The following is a 20,323-nucleotide window of genomic DNA, read 5'->3' on the forward strand; positions in this document are numbered from 1 at the left end:
TTAGAAGAGATCGTTGCTGTCGACAATCAAGGCGACACGCCCGTCTCCAAGAATTGTGGCGCCCGAGATGGCTGGAATCCCCTCTAAGTAAGAGCCGAGCGGTTTCATGACAATCTCTTGCTGGCCAATCAAATCGTTCACGACGACACCGACGAGCTTGTTCCCTTTTCGTACGACGACGACCGGGAATTGCGACTTCGTCTCCGCCTCGATGCCGAACATTTCTTTCAAATAGACGAGCGGGACGAGTTGTCCTCTGAAATCGAAGACGCGCTCACGATGCGCCGTCAAAATATCCGCTTCATCGAGCAACGTCGTCTCGAGAATCGAGGATAACGGGATCGCATACGTCTCCTCGCCCGCCATGACGAGCATCGCCGAGATGATCGACAACGTGAGCGGGAGGCTGACTTGGAATTTTGTCCCTTGTCCGACTGCCGTCTCGAGGGAGACGACGCCGCCGAGCGACTCGATTTTGTTTTTGACGACGTCTAAGCCGACGCCGCGGCCAGACAAGTCGGTGACGACGTCTGCCGTCGAGAAACCAGGTGCGAAGATGAGCATCGCCAATTCGTTATCTGTCATGCTCGCAGCCTCTTCTACCGTCAACACGCCACGCTCGAGCGCTTTGGCCCGGACTTTATCGACGTTGATGCCAGCCCCGTCATCTTCAATCTCGATGAAGACACGGTTGCCGCCGTGATACGCCCGTAGCGACAGGCGTCCTTGTTCCGGTTTGCCGGACTGGACCCGGACGTCGGGACGTTCGATCCCGTGGTCGATCGCGTTGCGAATCAAGTGGACGAGTGGGTCGCCGATTTCATCGATGACCGTCCGATCGAGTTCCGTCTCCGCTCCTGAAATATCGAGCTGGACTTTCTTCTGAATATCTTTTGCGACAGAACGCACCATCCGTGGGAACCGGTTGAACACTTGCTCAATCGGCATCATCCGTAACGTCAAGACGAGTGATTGCAACTCATTCGTTCCGCGTTTGATTTTTTCGACCGTCTCGTTCAATTCAGGCTGTCCGACTTCGTCGGCGAGACGTTCGAGACGTCCACGGTCGATGATGAATTCTTCAAACAAGTTCATGAGGCGATCGATTCGCTCTAAGTTGACACGGATCGTCTTCGCTTGCGCGACCGGTTGTTCTTTCACTTCATCCGTCTCTTGTGGCGTCGGTACGGCGTTCACAACGGGTGCGATCGGTGCCTCGACGCTCGCTGCGACTTCCGGCTCACCGATCGCTTCGGTCGTAAACACGTGGACTTCGACCCGGTCGACTTCGGACACTTGCGATACGGCATGCTCGATCACTTCGGCCGATTCCTGTGACAAGAATAAGACGTCAAATGACAAGTCGAACTGTTCTTGTTCAATCGCTTCTGTGTCCGGCACCGTCCGGACGACTTCGCCGAGCTCTTGGAGCCGATCGAACACCATGTAGGCACGCGCCGCCTTCAAGACGACCGCATCGGACAGCTTGACGTGAAGCCGGAACGCTTCAAACCCGGTCTGCTTCGCCTGTTCGATGACGGAGTCGGTATACAAATCGACCGCGAACGGCGAATCGACTGCTTCGACCGCTTCTGGCTCACCGTGACCGATGAAGCTTTGGAACGCCTTCACTGTCGCGCTCACATCGACGTTCGTCCCGTTGCCGCCACCTTCAATGTGGGCAATCATCTCTTCGATTTGTTCCATCGCCGTGAACATCGTATCGAGCAGAAGTTGATTGCTTGCTTTCTTTCCGCCTCGAACGAGGTCGAGGGCACTTTCCATCTCATGGGTCAAGTTCGCGACGCTCTCGTATCCCATCGTCGCCGCCATTCCTTTCAGCGTGTGCGCCGAACGGAATATTTCTTGGACCGCGTCCATGCTGCCTGACTGTTCGAGCTTCAACAACTGTGTGTTCACAGACTGGATATGTTCTTGTGCTTCATCTAAAAACAATCCTAAGTATTCGTTCACGTCCATCTATATTGCCTCCCTGTCGTTAAACTCGGTTCCATTGGCGGCGCAAATTCCCCATCAGACGATCCATGAAGTGACGCTGGCGTGGCGGCGTCCCGGTGAGCGTCGTCAAAATCCGCTCGAGCCTCCAACTGATGTCACTCTTGCGGTCGAACGTGTAAAACGGGACTTGCGCGATGACCGCTTTCCTGACGGACGGGTCATCCGGTAAATAGCCGAGGAATCGAATCGTTTTCTTTAAAAACTGTCGACATGCGACTTCCATCCGTTCAAAACATTGAAGCGCCTCTTCTCCTGACTGGGCGCGGTTGACGATGACGCCGAGCGGCAAGTCAGGATACAGTTGGTGGACGAGTTTGGTGTACGCATATCCGTCCATGAGCGAAGTCGGTTCCGGTGTCAAAATTAAAAACATCTCATCACACCCGGCGATGAATTGGAGTGACGTGTCCGTCGCCCCGGCACCCATGTCGAATAACACGTAGTCATAATCGGTCAACACTTCGAGTTCTCGCATTAAAAATTGCATGTCGCTGTCTGAGAATTGGACTAACGCATCGAGTCCGCTTCCCCCATGTAATATATCGACACCGTAGACATGTTTCTGAACAGCGGAGAGCAGTGGAATCCGGGTCTTCACACAATCGACCATCGTTTGCGAACGGGCGGCATCAAGTAAGATGTGTACGTTCGCCATCCCGAGGTCGAGGTCGACGATCAACACGCGTTGCCCGAGTTCGACGAGCCCGACGGCGGTGTTGACACAGACGTTCGTCTTGCCGACCCCACCTTTTCCGCTCGCGAACGCGATCGTCGTCGGATGACGGTCCGTTTTTGCCCTCAGACGCCTTGCTTGGTCCATCGTGGCCACCCTTCTTTCTCCAAAAGCTTCTCGGTCAATCGTCCAGCATTCCCTTCGACGAGGTCGTCCGGTACTTCTTGCCCATCGGTCAACCAGGCGACCGGAAGACCGCTATCCCGCACGAGTTTGAACATCGCATGGATGTCGCTCGTCTCATCGGCTTTTGTGAAGATGAGCGACCGAAGCGGCAACGGCGCGAATTGCCCATAAATCGTCTCCATGTCCTTTAACTTCGAGGTCAGGCTGAGGACGAGGGACAAGTTCGTCTCTGAAAAATCATGATGGTGATGGAACTGCTCGATATACGCCTCGTCACGGAAGTTGCGGCCGGCCGTATCGATTAAGACGATGTCTTTTCGAGCGAATAGTTGCTTCGCCCGCTTGAAGTCATCAAAGTCATACGCGACTTCGACCGGAATGTTTAAAATCTCGGCGTACGTCTTCAGTTGCTCGATTGCGGCAATCCGATACGTGTCCGTCGTGATCAATCCGACCGTCTTCCCTTCCTCGAGCTTATAATGGGCCGCGAGTTTCGCAAGCGTCGTCGTCTTCCCGACACCTGTCGGTCCGACGAGCATGACGTATCGCGACGTCTCCGGTGCGGCTTTAAATACACGTTGAATCTCGTCGCGGACGAAACGTTCGACCGCCTCGACCGACCTCGTCGTATAGAACAGTTCGTTGATCCGTTCTTCCCAGCCCAATCCGACGAACGAATCGGTCGAAAGCAACGACTCGATGCGCTCTAGTCCGGCCGGCAGGTGCCGTGGCGTCACCGTAGGGTGGATGACCGGCTGTTGCGCTGTTTGCGGGACGGATGGCGCCGGCGTCTGCTCCTCGACGCGCTGTCTCGGTTTCAGGCGTACCGGCTCTTTCTCGAGCGCGGCGATGACTTCGACTTGTTTCGAGGCGAACAGTCCGAACCACCCGGTCTTCACTTGTCGGGAGTTCAAGATGACGGCATCGTCACCAAGCTCTTGCTTCACTTTCGCCATCGCTTCAGCCATCGTCTTGCCCGTATACTTTTTGATTTGCATCTTAAATCACCCCAATACTTTTCACTTCGACAGAACTGAGTAACTCGTTATAGGCGAGTACCGGGACGTCTGGATAATAGCGTTCGAGCAGCTGTCGAACGAACAAGCGAATCGTCGGCGAGCAGAGAATGACAGCCGACGCGCCATAGCGTTCGAACATTGATAACTGTTCGGCCGTACGTTCGATGATGTCACGCGCCTGATCCGGGTCGAGCGCCAAGTAGTTGCCAAATTCCGTCTTTTGGACGGCGTCTTGAATCAATTGTTCGGTCTGACCGCCGAGCGTGACGACATAAAGCGGGCCGTCCGGCGGGCTGACTTGGTCTGTCAATTGACGGGCCAATCCTTGCCGGCAATACTCGCCGAGGATATCCGCGTCTTTCGTCACTTTGCCGTAGTCGGCCATCGTCTCGAACAGAAGTGGCAAGTTGCGGATGGAGACGTGTTCTTTCAGCAAGTGGCGCAACACTTTTTGGATATCTCCAATCGAGAGGACCGAAGGCGTGACGTCTTCGACGAGCACGGGATGCGTCTCTTTCAAATGTTCGACGAGCTGTTTCGTCTCTTCGCGGCCGAGCAAATCGGCGGCGTGTTTCTTGAGCGTCTCCGTTAAATGCGTCGCCACGACCGAAGGCGGGTCGACGACCGTGTAACCGCTCATCTCGGCACGGGCACGCGTCTCTTCGTCGATCCATAGCGCCGGGAGACCAAACGCCGGTTCCGTCGTCTCAATGCCGTATACTTCCGGGTCTTCGATCCCCGGGCTCATCGCCAAGTAATGATCGAGCAACAATTCGCCTTCGGCGACGACGTTGCCTTTTACTTTGATGCGATATGCGTTCGGTGACAATTGCAGATGGTCGCGTATCCGTACCGTCGGCAGGATGAAACCGAGTTCGAGCGCGAGCTGGCGTCGAATCATGACGACTCGGTCGAGCAGGTCGCCACCTTGTGATTCATCGGCGAGCGGGATCAGCCCGTATCCGAATTCGAACTCGATCGCATCGATTTGTAACAGCGAGACGACGGTCTCGGTCTGGGCCATCGGTTCTTCTTCGGGTAACGGCTCTTCGACGACCCGCTTCATGTTCCGTCTCATCGCATACGCACCATAGAAGGCGACACCGGCAATAAGGATGGTGACCGGGAGCAGACTCGGAGAGATCAACCCGAGCATGATGACGATTGACCCGGCGATATAGAGCAGCGTCGGGTTTTGACCGAGCTGGTCGACGACGTCCTCGCCGAGGTTCCCGTCCGAGACGGCACGAGTGACGATAATGCCGGTCGCTGTCGAGATGAGGAGCGCCGGAATCTGTCCGACGAGCCCGTCACCGATTGTCATGAGCGAGAACGTTTGGAACGCTTGTCCGACCGGAAGGCCCATTTGCACCGTTCCGATGATGATTCCGAAAATCAAGTTGATGACGACGATGATAATGCCGGCGATGGCGTCCCCTTTGACGAACTTCGAGGCCCCGTCCATCGAACCGTAAAAATCGGCCTCACTTTGAATCTTCTTCCGACGGACTTGCGCTTGCTTGTCGTCAATCAACCCCGAGTTCAAGTCGGCATCGATTGCCATCTGCTTCCCTGGCATCGCGTCAAGCGTGAAGCGGGCCGATACTTCCGAAACGCGCTCGGCCCCTTTCGTGATGACGACAAATTGGATGATGACGAGAATCAGGAAGACGACGAACCCGACGAGTACGTTCCCGCCGACGACGAAGTTCCCGAACGTTTCGATGACTTCCCCACCGTATCCGGTCGATAAAATCGAACGGGTCGTCGACACGTTCAAGCCGAGTCGAAACAGCGTCACGATTAGCAAGAGCGAAGGGAAGACCGAGAAGTCGAGGGCTTCCCGGGCGTTCATGGCCACGAGCAGGATGAGTAAGGCGATCAATATATTTACAATAATCAAGAAATCTAACATGAACCCCGGTAACGGGATGACGAGCATGACGACGATCATGAGAACGCCAATCAATACCGCAAAATCTTTAGCTCTTACAGCCAACGCATACTCCTCCTCAAGACGGTTGTTTCAGTTGATACACGAACGCGAGCACTTCGGCGATCGCTTGGTAGAACGATTCGTCGACAGCCTCTCCGATGTCCACCTGGGCATAGAGGGCTCGCGCGAGCGGTTTGTTCTCGACGATGGGAATCTCGTGTTCTTTTGCCACGTCACGGATGTGGAACGCGACACGGTCGACTCCTTTGGCGACGACGAGCGGGGCAAAATCTTTCGAGTCGTCATAGCGAATGACGACGGCGAAGTGAGTCGGGTTCGTGATGACGACGTCCGCGTTCGGAATCTCTTGCATCATGCGACGCATCGCCATCTCCCGCTGTTGTTGCTTGATTTTCGATTTGATGAGCGGGTCACCTTCACTATTTTTATATTCATCTTTGATGTCTTGCTTCGACATGCGAATCGACTTCTCAAAATCAAACCGTTGATAGAAAAAGTCGAACAATGCGAGCGCGAGCAACGCGACGCTCACCCAAAGGCCGAGTTCAATCGTGATACTCGTCAAGGCGACGACCGATTCACGGACGTGCTCGACGGCCATACGCGACAATTTCTCTTGGTTTTGCCAAAGGACGGCGACAGCGGTCGTCAGGATAATCAATAATTTGAATAAGGACTTTAAAAATTCGACGACGGCTTTCATGCTGACAATCCGTTTGACCCCTTTGATGGGATCGATTCGTTCAAGCTTCGGTTGAATCGCTTCTGTCGAGAAGAGCGGACCGATTTGGAAATAGTTGACCAAGACGCCAAAGACGACGGCGACGATGAAGAACGGGGCTAAAATGATTCCGACCCGTAACAATAAATCGACGAGCATACCGGCCATTCCGTCTGACAAGTCGGTCAATAAATACGTCGGCCCGAGCAAATCTTTCGTCAACGTGAACAACTGCTTCCCGATATACGGGCCAAGAAACGACAACATGAGGAACATGGCGAACAAGGCGAACGCCCCGGTCAAGTCGGCGGATTTGGCGACTTGTCCTTTCTTTCGTGAGTCTTGTCGTTTTCGTGGGGTCGCCTTTTCTGTTTTTTCACCTGCAAAAAACTGAAGATCGACCGATAAAGAGTATAGAGGCTTCATGCAACGTCTCCTAAAAGCGTCATAAAATCACGCAACACGTCTTGTAACAACGGGATGAACTGGCTGATCCCATTCAGCGTCAAGCCCATCATGACGACCATCACCGAGAAACCGGCGATGAGTTTGAATGAAAAACCGATGGCGAAGATGTTGAACTGCGGCGCCGATTTCGCAAGGAATCCGAGTGCCAAGTCGACAAGGAGTAGCGATGCCATCATCGGCAAGGCAAGTTGCAACGCGACGAGCATCGTCATCGTCACGACCTTGACGGCCATCATGAGCGACGCCTCGGTGAAGTTGATCATCGGCTGACCGGGCGGATAAATTTGAAAGCTATAATAAATCCCATCGATAAGCAGTAAATGCATATTCGTCGATAACATGATGAACAACGTGAAAATATAATAAAATCGACCGATAAGCGGCGACTGACCACCAAACATCGGGTCGTACGCCGACGCCATCGCCAAACCGAGTTGTAAGTCGATGACACCCCCAGCGATTTGCGGGGCAAAGAACAAGATGTTGATTAAAATGCCGAGCAAGAGCCCAATCAATACTTCATACAACACTTGTACGATGAACGCCTCGCTCATCACAATCGGTTCTGTCACGGTGAACATCGCATAATACGCGAGCAGCGCACTGAACGCGACGCGATGCATGACCGGAAGTTGCCGGGACGAGAAGAGCGGTACACTGACGAAGAAACCGGATAGCCGGGCGAACGTCAAACCGTAAAGGCTGATGAAATCGACGGCGTTCATTTCGAAGCGACCTCGACCATCAGTTCAAAGATCATCCGAGTAAACCCTTCGATTTGTTGCAACATCCATGGACCGAAGATGACGAGTCCGATAAAGACCGAAACGATCTTTGGGACGAATGAGAGCGTCTGCTCTTGAATTTGAGTCGTCGCCTGTAAAATCGAGATGACGAGACCGACGACGAGCGAGATGAGTAAAAGCGGCATCGCAATTTTTAACAATGTCCACACACTCTCTGTCGCCAAATAAATGACCATTTCCTGCGTCATAATCGTTCCTCCTACATACTTCTAAGCAATGACTCCACGATCAAATGCCACCCATCCACTAATACGAACAACAACAGTTTGAACGGTAAGGCGATCATGACCGGCGGTAACATCATCATCCCCATCGACATCAAAACGCTCGCCACGACCATATCGATAATCAAAAACGGCAAGAAAATCATGAATCCGATTTGAAACGCCGTCTTCAGTTCACTGATGGCGTAAGCAGGCACCATCGCGAGGAGCGGAACATCCTCAATCGACTCTGGTTGCTCGTAGTTGCCGTATTTGATGAAGAGCTGCAAATCTTCTTGGCGTGTATATTTTGCCATGAACCGCTTCATCGTATTGCTCGCCTCTTCGAACGCCTCGTCTTGACTGATTTGATCTTCCATGTACGGTGTGAGCGCTTTCTCATTCAAGTCGGATAAAACCGGCGACATGACGAATAACGTAATGAACAGTGCCAATCCGATAATGAGTTGGTTCGGTGGTGTCTGTTGCGTCCCGAGTGCCGGTCGGATGAACGACAAGACGACGACGACACGCGTAAAGCACGTCATGAGTATAAGGAATGACGGGGCGAGCGTCAGGAGCGTCAAGACGACTAACAGTTTAATGGACGTCGACGTACTGTCTGGCGTCTCTAAATTGATTAATTGCTCAATCGTCGTCATTGATTCTTCCTCGCTTGCTCAATTTGGGCCAATTGTTGTTTAAACGTATCTAAAAATGCGGAGCCGTTCGAACCGGTTACCGGCAAATGTTCTGTCACTTCCTCATCGAGCGTATCTGCCTCGACACGATCGATCAATTGAATCGATTCCCCGACACCGAGCACATACACTTGATCGCCGAGTTTGACGAGTTGGACCGATCGATCTTTCCCGAGCGGAACACCGCCTAAATGTTTCATATGTTGGGCCGTCTTCACCCCTTGCGTCCGAGCGCTCAACCAGCGCATCAAGACGAGAAAACCACCGATGACGACGACGAGGCTGAGAATAACCTGAATCAGTGTGCCAATCGTTGAAACGGTAGTCGACTCCGTTTTCGGGGCCTCTGTCTGTTCTTGCTGTTGCTCGAACTGCTTCTCGACGGTGGCGGCCTCAACCGTGGCCGGTCCATACAGACCGACCACGAGAAGGAAAATCAACCACCATTTGTTCATTGTGCGACCGTTTTAGAGACCGCTTCAATGACACGTTCTGCGTTGAACGGCTTCACGATGAAGTCTTTCGCCCCAGCTTGAATCGCGTCAATGACCATCGCTTGTTGCCCCATCGCCGAACACATGATAACTTTCGCGTTCGAGTCGAATCCACGAATCTCTTTCAATGCTGCGAGTCCGTCCATTTCCGGCATCGTGATGTCGAGCGTGACGAGATCCGGTGTGAGTTCACGATACTTCGCGACCGCATCCACCCCGTTCTCGGCCTCCCCGACCACTTCAAACCCGTTCTTCGTTAAAATATCTTTAATCATCATGCGCATGAACGCCGCATCGTCTACTACTAAAATCTTTGCACTCATTTTTCTTCCTCCTTAAACGATTCCAATCCGCTCATGCGGTTGAATGATTTCTGTCACGCGCACCCCGAAGTTCTCTTCGATGACGACGACCTCGCCACGGGCGATGCGCTGTTGGTTCACATAAATATCGACCGGTTCGCCTGCCAACTTATCGAGCTCGATAATCGAGCCTTGCGACAGTTCGAGCACTTCCCGGACCGAGCGTTTCGTCCGGCCAAGCTCGACCGTCACGTTGAGCGGCACATCATACAAGAGACCAAGGTTGGCCGGTGCCGCCTCGTTTGAGGTCGGTGCATGAAGTGGCATGAACTCGGCTTGACTGACAGCGACTTCTGGTGCTGACTTTGGTTCCGGACGTGGCGCTACAGCCTGTGCTTGGGGCTGTGGCGGCGCTTGCTTGACCGGTTCCGGTTTCGGTGCTGGTGCTGGCGACGGCGCCGTCGCAGCCATCAGTTCGTTGACGAGCTGCTTCCCGAACTTGATTGGCGCGATTTGAACGATTTTCGAATCGATTAACGTCCCGACTTTCAAGTTGAACTCGATTAACACCATCGTCTCCCACAGTTCGAGTCGATCGATAATCGTCTGCGTCTTCGTCGCATCGAACACTTCGACGAGCGGCGGTGAGATGTCGATTTTCTTCGAGAAGACGGTCGAGAGTGACGTTGCCGCAGCTCCCATCATCTGATTCATCGCCTCTTGGACGGCCGATAATCGAATCTCGTCAAGTCCATCCGGATCGACACCGACGCCGGTGCCACCGAGCATCAAATCCGAGATGATCGCGGCATCCTCTCGCGTCAAGACGAGGACGTTCTCACCTTCTAACCCTTCGGTGTAGCCGACACGAAGTGCGACATGCGGCGTCGGATAACGCTCGCGCAACGCGTCGACTGTCACTTCGCTGACGATCGGTGTCGTAATCTCGACTTTTTGTTGGAGTAAAGTCGACAACGCCGTCGCCGAGTTCCCAAACGAGATATTACCGATTTCACCGAGCGCGTCGCTTTCCATCGAGTCTAGATGCACTTCTTGTTTTGTTTCAGTTGACGAGGTACTCTCGCTCGTCCCTCGCAGTAACGCGTCGATTTCATCTTGTGACAACATCTCACTCATTGCTCTTCCTCCTTCACCCGGTGTAACACTTGAACCGCCATCCGCTTCCCGCTCACACCGGCTTGCCCTTTGAACACTTTATTTTCCCCTACCATGACCGATAGCGGCTCTTTCACTAATTGGTCGAGCGTCAAACAGTCGCCAATCTCTAAATGCAACAAGTCACCGAACGTGATCGTCGTCTCACCGAGTAGTGAAACGACCTCGACGGACGAGTTCATCAGCTGGGCCTTGAGTGGCTCTTTACTGTTACCTGTCGCGTTACGCCGGTTCGCCTCTTGCATCCAATAATGACTCGACAGTTTGGACAGAATCGGTTCGATCGTCACGAACGGCAAGCAGACGTTGATCGTGCCGCTCACTTCCCCAATCGTCACGCCAATCGAAATTAAGACGACCGTCTCGTTCGGCGAGACGAGTTGGAGAAACTGCGGGTTCACTTCGACCGCGGCCATCTGTGACTTCACCTCGGCAATCGACTCCCAGGCGTCCCCGTAGGAAGCGAACGCTCGCTTGTACAGTTGCGTCAAGATGCGCATCTCGATTTCCGTGAAACTGTCGACTTTCTCAATCTCGACACCTGGTCCTCCGAGCAGACGGTCGAGCATCGCATAGGAGATGTTCGGGTTGACCTCGATGATGAAGCGTCCGTTAAGCGGCGGTGCTTCAATCAAATTGATCATCGTCATGCTCGGGATGGAATGGATGAATTCGTCGTACGGCAACTGTTCGACCGAGTTCACGGTGAACTGAACGTACGTCCGTAGCTGCGCCGAGAAAAACGTCGTCAGCATGCGCGCAAAGTGCTCGTGGATTCTCGTCAGGCTTCGAATTTGGTCTTTCGAGAAGCGGACGGCCCGTTTAAAGTCATACTGCCGGACTTTCCGCTCTTCTTCTTGTGCCAAAAACGAGTCTGCTTCGACATCGCCGCTACTTAACGCGGATAACAAGGCATCAATTTCTTGTTGAGATAATACTTCTCCCATGATGCCACCTCACTGTATGATTTTCTTCGTCATATAGACGCGTTGAACTTCGCCTTCCTCGAGGAGGCTGTTCAATTGTTCGCGCAACGACTGTTCAAACTTTTGCATGTCTTCTTTCGTCGTGAGTTGCGCTTTCGTCATCCCCGCCAAATCCCCGAGGATGACGTTATGGACTTGGAACTTCCGGAGTTCTAAGTTTTCTCTCGTTTCAACCGCGTCCGTGACGATGGTGAACTGGACGTTGATGAACCGCTCGTCTTGGATGTTCGTCGTCATGTCATCGGTCGTGAAGCTGCGTTCGGCGAGTTCTTCTGCCGTCACCGGCTTCGTCTTCGCCGTCACGTTGTCACCGAACAAATATTTATAAGTCATAAACCCGGCCCCACCCATGACGAGCAACACGACGAGCATAATCAGCACCATCTTCATGGCGCCGCCTTTTGGTTTCTCTTCACTCATCTTCTTCACCTCTTGTCACTGTCGTTCCAATCAATCCGACCGTGCGATAAAATGCTGATGCGCGATCGACGACTTCTTGCTTTGACTCTTTGACGATATACGTCTTGCCGTTAAATAAATGGATGATCGTGTCCGGCTCCGCCTTGACCGTCTCGATGAACAAGGCGTTCAACACGAACGCTTCACCCCGTAGCGCTGTGACGTGAATCATTAGCGTTTCAAGTTGACGAGTTCTTGTAAAATCTCGTCCGATGTCGTGATGATGCGGGTGTTCGCTTGGAAACCGCGCTGTGCGACGATCATTTCTGTGAATTCTTCTGACAAGTCGACGTTCGACATTTCAAGCGCACCGGAGACGAGTTCACCGCGGCCGTTCCCGCCAGCAGCACCAATTTGAGGCGCACCTGAGTTTTGTGATTGTAGAAAGTTATTTGCGCCAATTTTAGAAAGTCCAGCATTGTTCGCAAAGTTAGCAGTAACAATATATCCAGCTGTTTGAAGATTACCCGCGGCATCGACATAACTGACTTGTCCATCTTTTCCGATTGACAATGACCGCGCATCTGTAGGAATCTGTATTTTTCCATAAGTAGTTGAACCTGCTGCCACGTCAGCTTGAGTAATGTTAGGAATATTTCCCAAAAGGTTAGGAGCTGCTAAGTTTGCAGCCGGTTTGCCCCCCGTACCCAATAAATACGTCCCATCACCAGTCACCAAGTTACCTTGGTTGTCTGTATAGAAGTTCCCAGCTCTCGTATATTGCGCTTGTCCGTTTACCATTGTCACAAAGAATCCTTCACCCGAAATTCCTACGTCAAGCGCGCGTCCCGTATTTTGCATCGCGCCTTGGTTATATACGTTATCAACTGTCGCCATCGTGCCGCCGAGACCGACTTCTTTCGGGTTAATCCCCCCCGTCGTTGTTCCATTACCTGAAGAGGCACTACCGACTTGCTGGCTGACGAGGTCTTTGAACGTGACGCGGCCCTTTTTATAGCCGAACGTGTTGACGTTGGCGATGTTGTTCCCGACGACGTCAAGCTTGGATTGGAAGTTCTTCAGTCCACTGATTCCTGAGTACATTGCTCTTAACATGATAATTCCTCCTATGCTTGTTTGATGGACGTGATGTCGTACACGCTGACGGACGTACCGTCTTCTAGGTCGGCCATGTAGCCGGCCTCATCCGTTCTTGAGATCGAGACGACACGGGCTGACCCTCGAATCGTCTCGGTCGCTGTCTCGGTTTTGTAGTCGATGGTCTTTCCGATCATATTGCTGAACTCGGAAATCGAGGACATATGCCGATCAACGAGCACCGAGTCGAGTTGTTTCGAGATCGTCTGCATCTGTTCGAGCGAAGAGAACTGCGCCATCTGGGCGATGAACTCACGGTCTTCCATCGGCGACATCGGGTCTTGGTTCGCGAGTTGTGCGAGAAGCAGTTTCAAGAACATGTTCTTGTCGTACTGGTTCGTCGCTTTCGGTGCGGATTGATCGGGCAACGAATAGTCACTCGTCTTCGGTTGGATGGTCGTCATCGTCAGATTCTCCTTTCGGCTGTTGCTGCCCTTCCCGTTCAGCGTCAGGTTGTTCGCCGCTTGAAGTCGGCGTTTTGGCATCAAGCGCCTGTTGTGTCAAGTTCACCTCGATGCGGACGTTCGGCGTGAGCGGTTGCAGCGTCTGATGCAATTGTTGAAGTTGTGATTGAAGCAGTTGTTTCGCATCTTGGTTGCTCGCGAACAACTTGACGACGAGCTCTCCGTTTTGACGTTCCAACTTCACGACAAGCTCACCGAGTTGTTCTGGATAGAGCCGGACCGTGAACACTTTCGATCCGTCCGCTCCACTTTGGAATGGGGCTCGTTGCAGTGCCGCCTCGATTCGCGCTTTCAAATTTTCAGGCAACGAACTCTTCGAAGCGTACATCACGGTGTCGACATCGATTTGAGGTCTCGTCCACGTCCCGCCTTTTGGCAACAGTTCGAGCGATTCTTTCACGATTGTCGTCAACGGGGTTTCAGGTTGTTTTCCTTCGGGTAAAGTGTTTTGAGCCTGGCCAAACGTCCCGTTAAATTGCGTCACGATTTGCTGCACGATGCGGACGTTCGTCTCGAACCCGCCTCGCGTCGACATGGATGGCACATCCCGTTTCAAATCACGTTCAATCATTGCTGGAATGATCGAAGCATGCGCCGTCTGCTTCGTTCCGTCTAACACGTGTGCCACGACGTTGGTCGCGGGCACCATCGCCTCTGGTGACATCGATTCTAAAGATGCCGCTTCCGTCAGCAAGCTCGTATAGGCGTCCATGAACTGGCGATAGGCGTCTCGTGGCAAGCCTTTTAACCACTCGAGACTGTCCGGCTGTTGCAGCCATCGCTCGAGCTCTGACGAGAGTTCTTCGGTCGGCAATGATTGAGCCGATTCACCGTCTGACTTGACCGGTTGCTGCGGCGTATCTGTGAACGACCCGAGCATGGAAGTGAGCAATTGTAAAAAATGACCTGTCGGAGAAGCACCCGCTTCCCCGTTTTTTTGTGCCGTTCCTTGCACGGCTTGTCCGAGTAACGCGATATTCATTGATTCGACCTCCTCCCTATTGCAACAGCTGGGTGACAACGGCGGCCCGTTGTGCATCCATTCGGCCAAGTATGTCGGCTTGTTGTTTTGGTGATAGTTCTTTTAACAGTTTGGCCACCTGTGGGCTCTCTAACTCGTTCATGATGGCCGCAGCCTGTTTGGCCGACATCTCTTCGTAGACGCGTGACACGTCGGACGTCGTCGCCTCGACTTCTGCAGCGGCACTCAGTTCGGCGATGAGACGGTCACGTTCTTTGATGAGACGTGACACTTCCTCTTGTCTTGCCTTCACTTCATTCGTCAATTCGACGTTTTCATTACGCAGTTTCTCGATTTCAGCGTTGGCCACTTTCAACCGGTTCGTAGCATCCGAATCAATCCCTGTCACGTTCACGCTCTTTTCCGTCACCGGTTCTTGCTTCGTTTCGATGAACGGTACCGATAAGAGTGGGCGATCCATCGCATAGTTCATGACGACGATACCTCCGACGAGTAGGAAGATCGCCGGGATGAGGACAAGGGCGACCAACAACTGGACTCCACGTCTACTGTTCTCTTTTTCCATCCGCTTACTTCCCTTTCCCGTGGTGAATGACGGCGAGCTCGTCAATGAAGGATTGCTCCGTCGCTTTTGTGGCGGCAACTTCTTGTTGGCTCGCCTTCTCATGGAGCGTCACGTATTTTTTCTCTTCGACGACTTTCCCGAGCAGACGCTCTTGCGCCAAATGATAGCGATTGCGCGATTGGGTCACGACGAGCTGTTGCGTCTCGATTTGTCGCTTCAGCAGGTCGCGCATCTTCTCGCGATACTGTGACATGAGCAAGTCGACCGTACCAGACTGTTCATCCTGACTCTTCATAAGCGACTCATACGTGACGAGCAGACGGTATAACGCTTCCATATCTGCCTCAAATCGTGCCTTCAACGACCTCATCTCGGTCGCCGTCTCTTCTTTTTCATGTTCAGCGATCGGCATGATTCGTTCTAGTAATAATCTGTTCATCTGTCACCTCTTGCGATTCCGGCCAACCGCTCGATTGTTTGCTCGAACGACGCCTCTTCTTCAATCGATTGCTTCAAAAACGTCAGCAGCCCCGGATAGTGATCGATGGCCGTGTCAATCGCTGGATTCGTCCCTTTTTTGTATGCACCGATATTGATTAAGTCTTCTGCGTCCAGGTACGTGGCGAGCCAGCTGCGGAACGTGATCGCATCTTCGCGATGTAGCGGTGAGGCGATTTGGTTCATGACCCGACTAATCGACTTCAACACGTGAATGGCCGGGAACTGGCCACGGTTCGCGAGGGCACGGTCCATGACGAAGTGACCATCGAGTATCCCGCGAACGGCATCGGCAATCGGTTCGTTCATGTCGTCCCCATCGACGAGTACGGTGTAAAACGCCGTGATGGAGCCGGTGACAGCCGTCCCGCTCCGCTCGAGTAGTTGCGGCAACATGGCGAAAACGGACGGGGTGTACCCTTTAGATGTCGGGGGTTCGCCTGTGGCGAGCCCGATTTCACGTTGCGCCATCGCGAAACGCGTCACCGAATCCATCATCAACACGACTTCTTTCCCTTGGTCGCGGAAATACTCGGCAATCGCCGTTGCCGTATAGGCACCTTTCAATCGGACGAGTGGCGGTTGATCGCTCGTCGCCACGATGACGACCGAACGCGCCATCCCTTCTGGCCCGAGCTCTTTCTCGATAAACTCTTTCACTTCCCGCCCCCGCTCACCAATCAACGCGATGACGTTAACGTGTGCGGACGAGCGTTTGGCGATCATGCCGAGCAATGTCGACTTCCCGACACCCGATCCGGCAAACAAGCCGACCCGTTGTCCTTTGCCGACGGTCAATAGCCCGTCGATGACGCGGACCCCGGTCGATAAGGAGTCGAGGATTCGCGGCCGTTCGAGCGGGTTCGGCGGCTTGCGCAATACGTCGTATCGTTTTGCCGGGCGCTTACCTTCCCCGGATAACGGACGGCCGAGCCCATCGAGCACTTGACCAATCAACTCGAACCCGACCGGCACTTGGAGCATGCGGCCGGTCCCTTTGACGATACAACCGGGTGCGATTTGAGTCGTCTCGCCGTAAGGCATGAGGAGCACGCGCGCATCGTTGAATCCGACGACTTCCGCTTCAACGGCTGGACCGTTCGGCAACTCGATGAGGCACCGCTCACCGATGAACGCGCTCGGCCCGCTCGCTTCGATCATCAATCCGACGACGCGACAGACGCGCCCGACTTTCCGGACGTATTCGTCTTCCGGTGACCGGGAGACGGTCTCCGTGACGAGATCAATAAGCCCCATCGGCCAATACCTCCTCGATCGTCGCCCGAATCCGTTCCAAACTGTAGGACATGTCGCGCTCACTGCCGTGGTGCGGCGTCTCGATTCGGACGCTCACCTCATCTAGCGACGCGTCGGCCCGATATTTCATCAACGGTGCATTGTCCGTCTGCCACATCGTCTCGAACCGTTGAATCGAGGCGAGGCGGGTCGGATGGACATAGATGGTCAAACTGTCGGCGTCGGGCTCACGCAAGACTTGGTCACGAATCAGATCGGCGAACAGCTGCTCATCTTTTCGGATGAGGTCGGTCGTCAACTTGGCGGCGACCTCGACCGCGAGCTCGACGAGTTGGCGTTCGGCCGAGCGCCACTTCTCGTCGTATAACTGTTCGAGTTCGACGAGCACCGTGTTCAATCGGGTCGTCAACTCATCGAACGTCGCCTTCCCTTCGCCATGCCCTTGGTCAAACCCCGCGGCATAGCCTTCGTTGTAAGCCGCTTCAAGCGCCTCGGCTTTCAAGCGCTCAATCGTCTCTTCTGCGGCGTGCCACCGTTCGCTGGCTTCGGCTTCTTCTTGCCTGAGTTTTTCATAACGGGCCGCGATTCCTGACTCGTGATCGATCTCGGGTACTACCTCAACCGCCTCAAACAACGGCTTCGAGTCGATCCGTTGCGGCTCGAACGCTGTCGCCCGTCCTCGTTTAATCACATTAGACAACGATGTCATCTCCTCCACCGCGACTGATCACGATTTCTCCGACGTCTTCTAGGCGACGGATAATCCCGACGATACGACTTTGCGCTTCTTCGACGTCACGCAACCGCACAGGTCCCATGAATTCCATGTCTTCTTTGAACGTATCCACCATTCGCTGTGACATGTTTTTGAAGATGATTTGTTTGACTTCTTCGGACGAGACTTTGAGCGCGAGCAGGAGATCGTCGTTCGCCACTTCCCGGATAATCCGTTGTATCGCCCGCGAGTCGAGCGTGACGATATCTTCGAACACGAACATCCGCTTTTTGATCTCTTCGGCGAGCTCCGGGTCTTCGATTTCAAGCGCATCGAGAATCGTCCGCTCCGTCGTCCGGTCGACGCCGTTGAGCACTTCGACGACCGCTTCGATTCCACCAGACTGCGCGTAGTCCTGCATGTCGGTCTGCGACAAGTTCTTCTCGAGAATCTGCTCGACTTCATGGATGACGTCCGGGTTGAGCCGGTCCATCGTCGCAATCCGTTTGGCGACTTCCGATTGAATCTCAGGCGGCAGTTCGGATAAAATTTGTCCTGATTTGACCGGCTCGAGGTGAGCCAAAATCAACGCGATCGTTTGCGGATGCTCGTTTTGGATAAAGTTGAGCAACTGCTTCGGATCGGCTTTTCGCGCGAACTCGAACGGTCTGACTTGGAGCGTCGAGGTGAGACGGTGGATGAGGGCCATCGCCTTCTCTTCCCCGACCGCTTTTTCAAGCACCGTCTTCGCGAAGCCGATGCCACCTTGCGTAATGTAGCTCTGTGCCATCGCGAGCTCATGGAACTCGCCCATGATCGTCTCTTTCTGTTCAGGCGATACTTTTTTCAGTGCCGAGATTTGTAGCGTCAACTGCTCCATCTCTTCTTCGGACAGATGCTTGTACACGTTCGCCGCGACTTCTGGTCCGAGCGAGATCATGAGCATCGCCGCTTTTTCTCGGTTCGATTGTTTTGCATAGTTCACGGTACTCACTCCTCAGACATCCAAGTACGAAGAAGCTTGGCGAACTCTTCTGGGTTGCTCTCTGCCAATTTCTCCAACTGTTTCTTCTTGACGGCGCCTTCGCCTCGTTCTTCAAGGTCGAGGTCCGGCACTTCGTCTTCATATGGGACTTCCCACTCGTTCGTCTCAGCGAGCGGCTCTTGCTTGCGCTTGCGTAGTGCGAAGAAGACGAGGGCGAGTAGGACGACCGCGCCGGCTGCGGCCGCATACATCCACCATGGCGTCGCTTGCTCGGTCGTCGCGACCGCTTCCGCTTCTGCGAACGGGCGAGACACGACGACGACTTTTTGTTCCAATTCCGCTTCCGTGAGGGCTTCGCCCGTCTTCGCGAGCGATGTGCGGATAATCGAATACATCATCGTCTCGAGGTCACCTTCGAGTTGCGGGTCAATCGTCGTCGCCCCGTTCGGTGGTTCGACGATGAGCTGGACACCGAGGTCTCGAATCGTGTACGGCGCGTTTTGGATCTGTTTTGTGATGCGATTCACTTCATAGTTGATGATTTCATGATTTTTCTCGCTCTCTTCGTTACCGGTACCCGTCGCGGCTGGGAAGTTGACCGTGTCGTTCTCGGCCGTCCCGGCTGCTGTTTGCGCTCCGGTCCCGCCTGTGTACGCCTCGGCGATTCGTTCGGCCGATGTGACGATCCCTTCCATGCTGTCTTCATTGACCGGGGTGACGAGGTTTTGCTCTTCTGCCGTCTGCGTCGTGTCGATGTCGGCTGTGACCGATACGAGCACGCTACGCTCACCGAGAAGCACCGAGAGCATCTGTTGAATCTGTTGACGTACGTCTTTCTCGACTTGGCGCTTCAAAGCGAGCGGGTCGGTCGAGCCACCGCCGACCATCGTCGACTGGTCCAGGTCGTAATACGTGAAGTATTGGTCCATAATCGAGATGTTTTCCGGCTTCAAGTTCGGTACGCTCTTACTAATCAAGTGATACAGTCCTTTCACCGTCGCCGGTTCGAGTGACGTCCCAGCACCAAGGTTCAAGACGATTGACGCCGTCGGTTCGCCTTGGTCCTCTGCTAGAAAGACAGACTTCTCGGGTAGCGAGATGATGACTTTTGCCTGATTGATGCCTTCGATTTGCGTGATCAATCGTTCGAGCTCGGTTTGCATCGCGCTTCGTTCGATCACGGCCATCTCACGGTCGGTCGTCCCGAACCCGGCGTTGTCGCTGAAAAAGCTATAATCGATGGCACCCGACTTCGGGATTCCAGCCGCGGCCAAATTGACTTTCAACTGGTCGACCCGTTCGCTCGGGACATAAACACTCACCCCGTTCGAGGTCGCTTTAATTTCTGATTTCACTCCGTCAGCCGTCAGCTTCTCAGTCACTTCTCCGGCTTCTTGGGCCGACAAGTTCGTGTACAGAGGCGCCATGTTCGGTCGTGCGAGCAACATGGTCAAGACCACCGCGACGAGTAATACGCCGGCGATGACGATGCCCCAAAAGATTTTACGGTTCTTCGGCAACGCTTGGAGCGAACCCGTCAGTGAACTGAATCGTTCTTTTAACTTCTCATTCATCGCAACTCGTCATCC

At 53.7% G+C, this 20,323-nt stretch carries 23 protein-coding genes; all 23 read right to left on the bottom strand.

Features of this window, described 5'->3' with window-relative positions; translation table 11 throughout:
• From KNP76_RS00755 to fliF, 23 genes are read right to left on the bottom strand one after another with little or no spacing between them, the layout of a single operon-like run.
• Complete coding sequence (locus tag KNP76_RS00755; protein WP_214842111.1) at positions 1-1,980, bottom strand: chemotaxis protein CheA; 1,980 nt, start codon at positions 1,978-1,980, stop codon at positions 1-3.
• Positions 1,981-1,999: 19 nt separating this feature from the next.
• Positions 2,000-2,839: a MinD/ParA family protein gene (locus tag KNP76_RS00760; RefSeq protein ID WP_214842114.1), complete on the bottom strand. Its 840-nt coding sequence runs from the start codon at positions 2,837-2,839 to the stop codon at positions 2,000-2,002.
• On the bottom strand, positions 2,818-3,876 hold the full coding sequence (locus KNP76_RS00765; RefSeq protein ID WP_214842117.1) for a flagellar biosynthesis protein FlhF: 1,059 nt from the start codon (positions 3,874-3,876) through the stop codon (positions 2,818-2,820). The genes KNP76_RS00760 and KNP76_RS00765 overlap by 22 nt, the downstream gene beginning before the upstream one ends.
• Position 3,877: 1 nt before the next feature.
• On the bottom strand, positions 3,878-5,896 hold the full coding sequence (gene flhA / locus KNP76_RS00770; protein WP_034815109.1) for a flagellar biosynthesis protein FlhA: 2,019 nt from the start codon (positions 5,894-5,896) through the stop codon (positions 3,878-3,880).
• A gap of 13 nt (positions 5,897-5,909) precedes the next feature.
• A complete protein-coding gene (gene flhB / locus KNP76_RS00775; protein WP_034815106.1) occupies positions 5,910-7,001 on the bottom strand; it encodes a flagellar biosynthesis protein FlhB in 1,092 nt (363 codons plus the stop codon).
• A complete protein-coding gene (gene fliR, locus KNP76_RS00780; protein WP_034815104.1) occupies positions 6,998-7,768 on the bottom strand; it encodes a flagellar biosynthetic protein FliR in 771 nt (256 codons plus the stop codon). Before fliR ends, flhB begins: the two co-directional genes overlap by 4 nt.
• Positions 7,765-8,037, bottom strand: a complete 273-nt coding sequence (gene fliQ, locus KNP76_RS00785; protein WP_034808874.1) for a flagellar biosynthesis protein FliQ — start codon at positions 8,035-8,037, stop codon at positions 7,765-7,767. The genes fliR and fliQ overlap by 4 nt, the downstream gene beginning before the upstream one ends.
• An 11-nt stretch (positions 8,038-8,048) precedes the next feature.
• A complete protein-coding gene (gene fliP / locus KNP76_RS00790; protein ID WP_034808876.1) occupies positions 8,049-8,714 on the bottom strand; it encodes a flagellar type III secretion system pore protein FliP in 666 nt (221 codons plus the stop codon).
• Complete coding sequence (locus tag KNP76_RS00795; protein WP_214842120.1) at positions 8,711-9,208, bottom strand: flagellar biosynthetic protein FliO; 498 nt, start codon at positions 9,206-9,208, stop codon at positions 8,711-8,713. The genes fliP and KNP76_RS00795 overlap by 4 nt, the downstream gene beginning before the upstream one ends.
• The gene (locus KNP76_RS00800) at positions 9,205-9,570 is read right to left on the bottom strand and encodes a response regulator (protein WP_024370114.1); all 366 of its coding nucleotides are present in this window, start codon (positions 9,568-9,570) and stop codon (positions 9,205-9,207) included. Before KNP76_RS00800 ends, KNP76_RS00795 begins: the two co-directional genes overlap by 4 nt.
• A 12-nt stretch (positions 9,571-9,582) precedes the next feature.
• Entirely contained in the window at positions 9,583-10,686 is a 1,104-nt protein-coding gene (gene fliY, locus KNP76_RS00805; protein ID WP_214842123.1) for a flagellar motor switch phosphatase FliY, read from the bottom strand.
• Positions 10,683-11,672 carry a flagellar motor switch protein FliM gene (fliM, locus tag KNP76_RS00810; protein ID WP_034808883.1) on the bottom strand — a complete coding sequence of 330 codons (990 nt, stop codon included), beginning with the start codon at positions 11,670-11,672 and terminating at the stop codon, positions 10,683-10,685. The genes fliY and fliM overlap by 4 nt, the downstream gene beginning before the upstream one ends.
• 9 nt (positions 11,673-11,681) lie before the next feature.
• Positions 11,682-12,131: a flagellar basal body-associated FliL family protein gene (locus tag KNP76_RS00815; protein ID WP_034808886.1), complete on the bottom strand. Its 450-nt coding sequence runs from the start codon at positions 12,129-12,131 to the stop codon at positions 11,682-11,684.
• Positions 12,124-12,342 (bottom strand): flagellar FlbD family protein, encoded by a 219-nt coding sequence (locus KNP76_RS00820; protein ID WP_034808888.1) that lies wholly within the window; start codon positions 12,340-12,342, stop codon positions 12,124-12,126. The genes KNP76_RS00815 and KNP76_RS00820 overlap by 8 nt, the downstream gene beginning before the upstream one ends.
• Positions 12,342-13,226: a flagellar basal body rod protein FlgG gene (gene flgG / locus KNP76_RS00825; RefSeq protein WP_214842126.1), complete on the bottom strand. Its 885-nt coding sequence runs from the start codon at positions 13,224-13,226 to the stop codon at positions 12,342-12,344. The genes KNP76_RS00820 and flgG overlap by 1 nt, the downstream gene beginning before the upstream one ends.
• Positions 13,227-13,237: 11 nt before the next feature.
• Positions 13,238-13,672: a flagellar hook capping FlgD N-terminal domain-containing protein gene (locus tag KNP76_RS00830; protein ID WP_034808890.1), complete on the bottom strand. Its 435-nt coding sequence runs from the start codon at positions 13,670-13,672 to the stop codon at positions 13,238-13,240.
• Complete coding sequence (locus tag KNP76_RS00835; protein WP_211779637.1) at positions 13,644-14,714, bottom strand: flagellar hook-length control protein FliK; 1,071 nt, start codon at positions 14,712-14,714, stop codon at positions 13,644-13,646. Before KNP76_RS00835 ends, KNP76_RS00830 begins: the two co-directional genes overlap by 29 nt.
• 16 nt (positions 14,715-14,730) lie before the next feature.
• Entirely contained in the window at positions 14,731-15,279 is a 549-nt protein-coding gene (locus KNP76_RS00840) for a MotE family protein (RefSeq protein ID WP_034808892.1), read from the bottom strand.
• A 4-nt stretch (positions 15,280-15,283) separates the two neighbouring features.
• The gene (locus KNP76_RS00845; protein ID WP_214842129.1) at positions 15,284-15,718 is read right to left on the bottom strand and encodes a flagellar FliJ family protein; all 435 of its coding nucleotides are present in this window, start codon (positions 15,716-15,718) and stop codon (positions 15,284-15,286) included.
• Positions 15,715-17,034 carry a flagellar protein export ATPase FliI gene (gene fliI / locus KNP76_RS00850; RefSeq protein WP_034808895.1) on the bottom strand — a complete coding sequence of 440 codons (1,320 nt, stop codon included), beginning with the start codon at positions 17,032-17,034 and terminating at the stop codon, positions 15,715-15,717. The genes KNP76_RS00845 and fliI overlap by 4 nt, the downstream gene beginning before the upstream one ends.
• Positions 17,021-17,743 carry a FliH/SctL family protein gene (locus KNP76_RS00855; RefSeq protein ID WP_214842131.1) on the bottom strand — a complete coding sequence of 241 codons (723 nt, stop codon included), beginning with the start codon at positions 17,741-17,743 and terminating at the stop codon, positions 17,021-17,023. Before KNP76_RS00855 ends, fliI begins: the two co-directional genes overlap by 14 nt.
• Complete coding sequence (gene fliG, locus KNP76_RS00860) at positions 17,727-18,734, bottom strand: flagellar motor switch protein FliG (protein WP_034808899.1); 1,008 nt, start codon at positions 18,732-18,734, stop codon at positions 17,727-17,729. Before fliG ends, KNP76_RS00855 begins: the two co-directional genes overlap by 17 nt.
• Positions 18,735-18,739: 5 nt before the next feature.
• A complete protein-coding gene (fliF, locus tag KNP76_RS00865; protein WP_214842134.1) occupies positions 18,740-20,308 on the bottom strand; it encodes a flagellar basal-body MS-ring/collar protein FliF in 1,569 nt (522 codons plus the stop codon).
• Positions 20,309-20,323: the final 15 nt, after the last annotated feature.

The sequence above is a fragment of the Exiguobacterium sp. s150 genome (assembly GCF_018618435.1).
In the GTDB taxonomy this organism is placed as follows: Bacteria; Bacillota; Bacilli; order Exiguobacteriales; family Exiguobacteriaceae; genus Exiguobacterium; species Exiguobacterium alkaliphilum.

Bases quoted from the DNA above. Each gene is read 5' to 3' on its own strand.
- KNP76_RS00815 (WP_034808886.1), bottom strand. From the start codon at position 12,131: ATGAGTGAAGAGAAACCAAAAGGCGGCGCCATGAAGATGGTGCTGATT.
- flhB (WP_034815106.1), bottom strand. From the start codon at position 7,001: ATGAAGCCTCTATACTCTTTATCGGTCGATCTTCAGTTTTTTGCAGGT.
- fliF (WP_214842134.1), bottom strand. From the start codon at position 20,308: ATGAATGAGAAGTTAAAAGAACGATTCAGTTCACTGACGGGTTCGCTC.
- fliR (WP_034815104.1), bottom strand. From the start codon at position 7,768: ATGAACGCCGTCGATTTCATCAGCCTTTACGGTTTGACGTTCGCCCGG.
- KNP76_RS00800 (WP_024370114.1), bottom strand. From the start codon at position 9,570: ATGAGTGCAAAGATTTTAGTAGTAGACGATGCGGCGTTCATGCGCATG.
- KNP76_RS00835 (WP_211779637.1), bottom strand. From the start codon at position 14,714: ATGAATATCGCGTTACTCGGACAAGCCGTGCAAGGAACGGCACAAAAA.
- KNP76_RS00855 (WP_214842131.1), bottom strand. From the start codon at position 17,743: ATGACATCGTTGTCTAATGTGATTAAACGAGGACGGGCGACAGCGTTC.
- KNP76_RS00840 (WP_034808892.1), bottom strand. From the start codon at position 15,279: ATGGAAAAAGAGAACAGTAGACGTGGAGTCCAGTTGTTGGTCGCCCTT.
- fliY (WP_214842123.1), bottom strand. From the start codon at position 10,686: ATGAGTGAGATGTTGTCACAAGATGAAATCGACGCGTTACTGCGAGGG.
- KNP76_RS00765 (WP_214842117.1), bottom strand. From the start codon at position 3,876: ATGCAAATCAAAAAGTATACGGGCAAGACGATGGCTGAAGCGATGGCG.
- KNP76_RS00820 (WP_034808888.1), bottom strand. From the start codon at position 12,342: ATGATTCACGTCACAGCGCTACGGGGTGAAGCGTTCGTGTTGAACGCC.
- KNP76_RS00760 (WP_214842114.1), bottom strand. From the start codon at position 2,839: ATGGACCAAGCAAGGCGTCTGAGGGCAAAAACGGACCGTCATCCGACG.
- flgG (WP_214842126.1), bottom strand. From the start codon at position 13,226: ATGTTAAGAGCAATGTACTCAGGAATCAGTGGACTGAAGAACTTCCAA.
- fliI (WP_034808895.1), bottom strand. From the start codon at position 17,034: ATGGGGCTTATTGATCTCGTCACGGAGACCGTCTCCCGGTCACCGGAA.
- fliQ (WP_034808874.1), bottom strand. From the start codon at position 8,037: ATGACGCAGGAAATGGTCATTTATTTGGCGACAGAGAGTGTGTGGACA.
- KNP76_RS00830 (WP_034808890.1), bottom strand. From the start codon at position 13,672: ATGACGACCATCCAACCGAAGACGAGTGACTATTCGTTGCCCGATCAA.
- KNP76_RS00845 (WP_214842129.1), bottom strand. From the start codon at position 15,718: ATGAACAGATTATTACTAGAACGAATCATGCCGATCGCTGAACATGAA.
- fliM (WP_034808883.1), bottom strand. From the start codon at position 11,672: ATGGGAGAAGTATTATCTCAACAAGAAATTGATGCCTTGTTATCCGCG.
- fliP (WP_034808876.1), bottom strand. From the start codon at position 8,714: ATGACGACGATTGAGCAATTAATCAATTTAGAGACGCCAGACAGTACG.
- KNP76_RS00795 (WP_214842120.1), bottom strand. From the start codon at position 9,208: ATGAACAAATGGTGGTTGATTTTCCTTCTCGTGGTCGGTCTGTATGGA.
- KNP76_RS00755 (WP_214842111.1), bottom strand. From the start codon at position 1,980: ATGGACGTGAACGAATACTTAGGATTGTTTTTAGATGAAGCACAAGAA.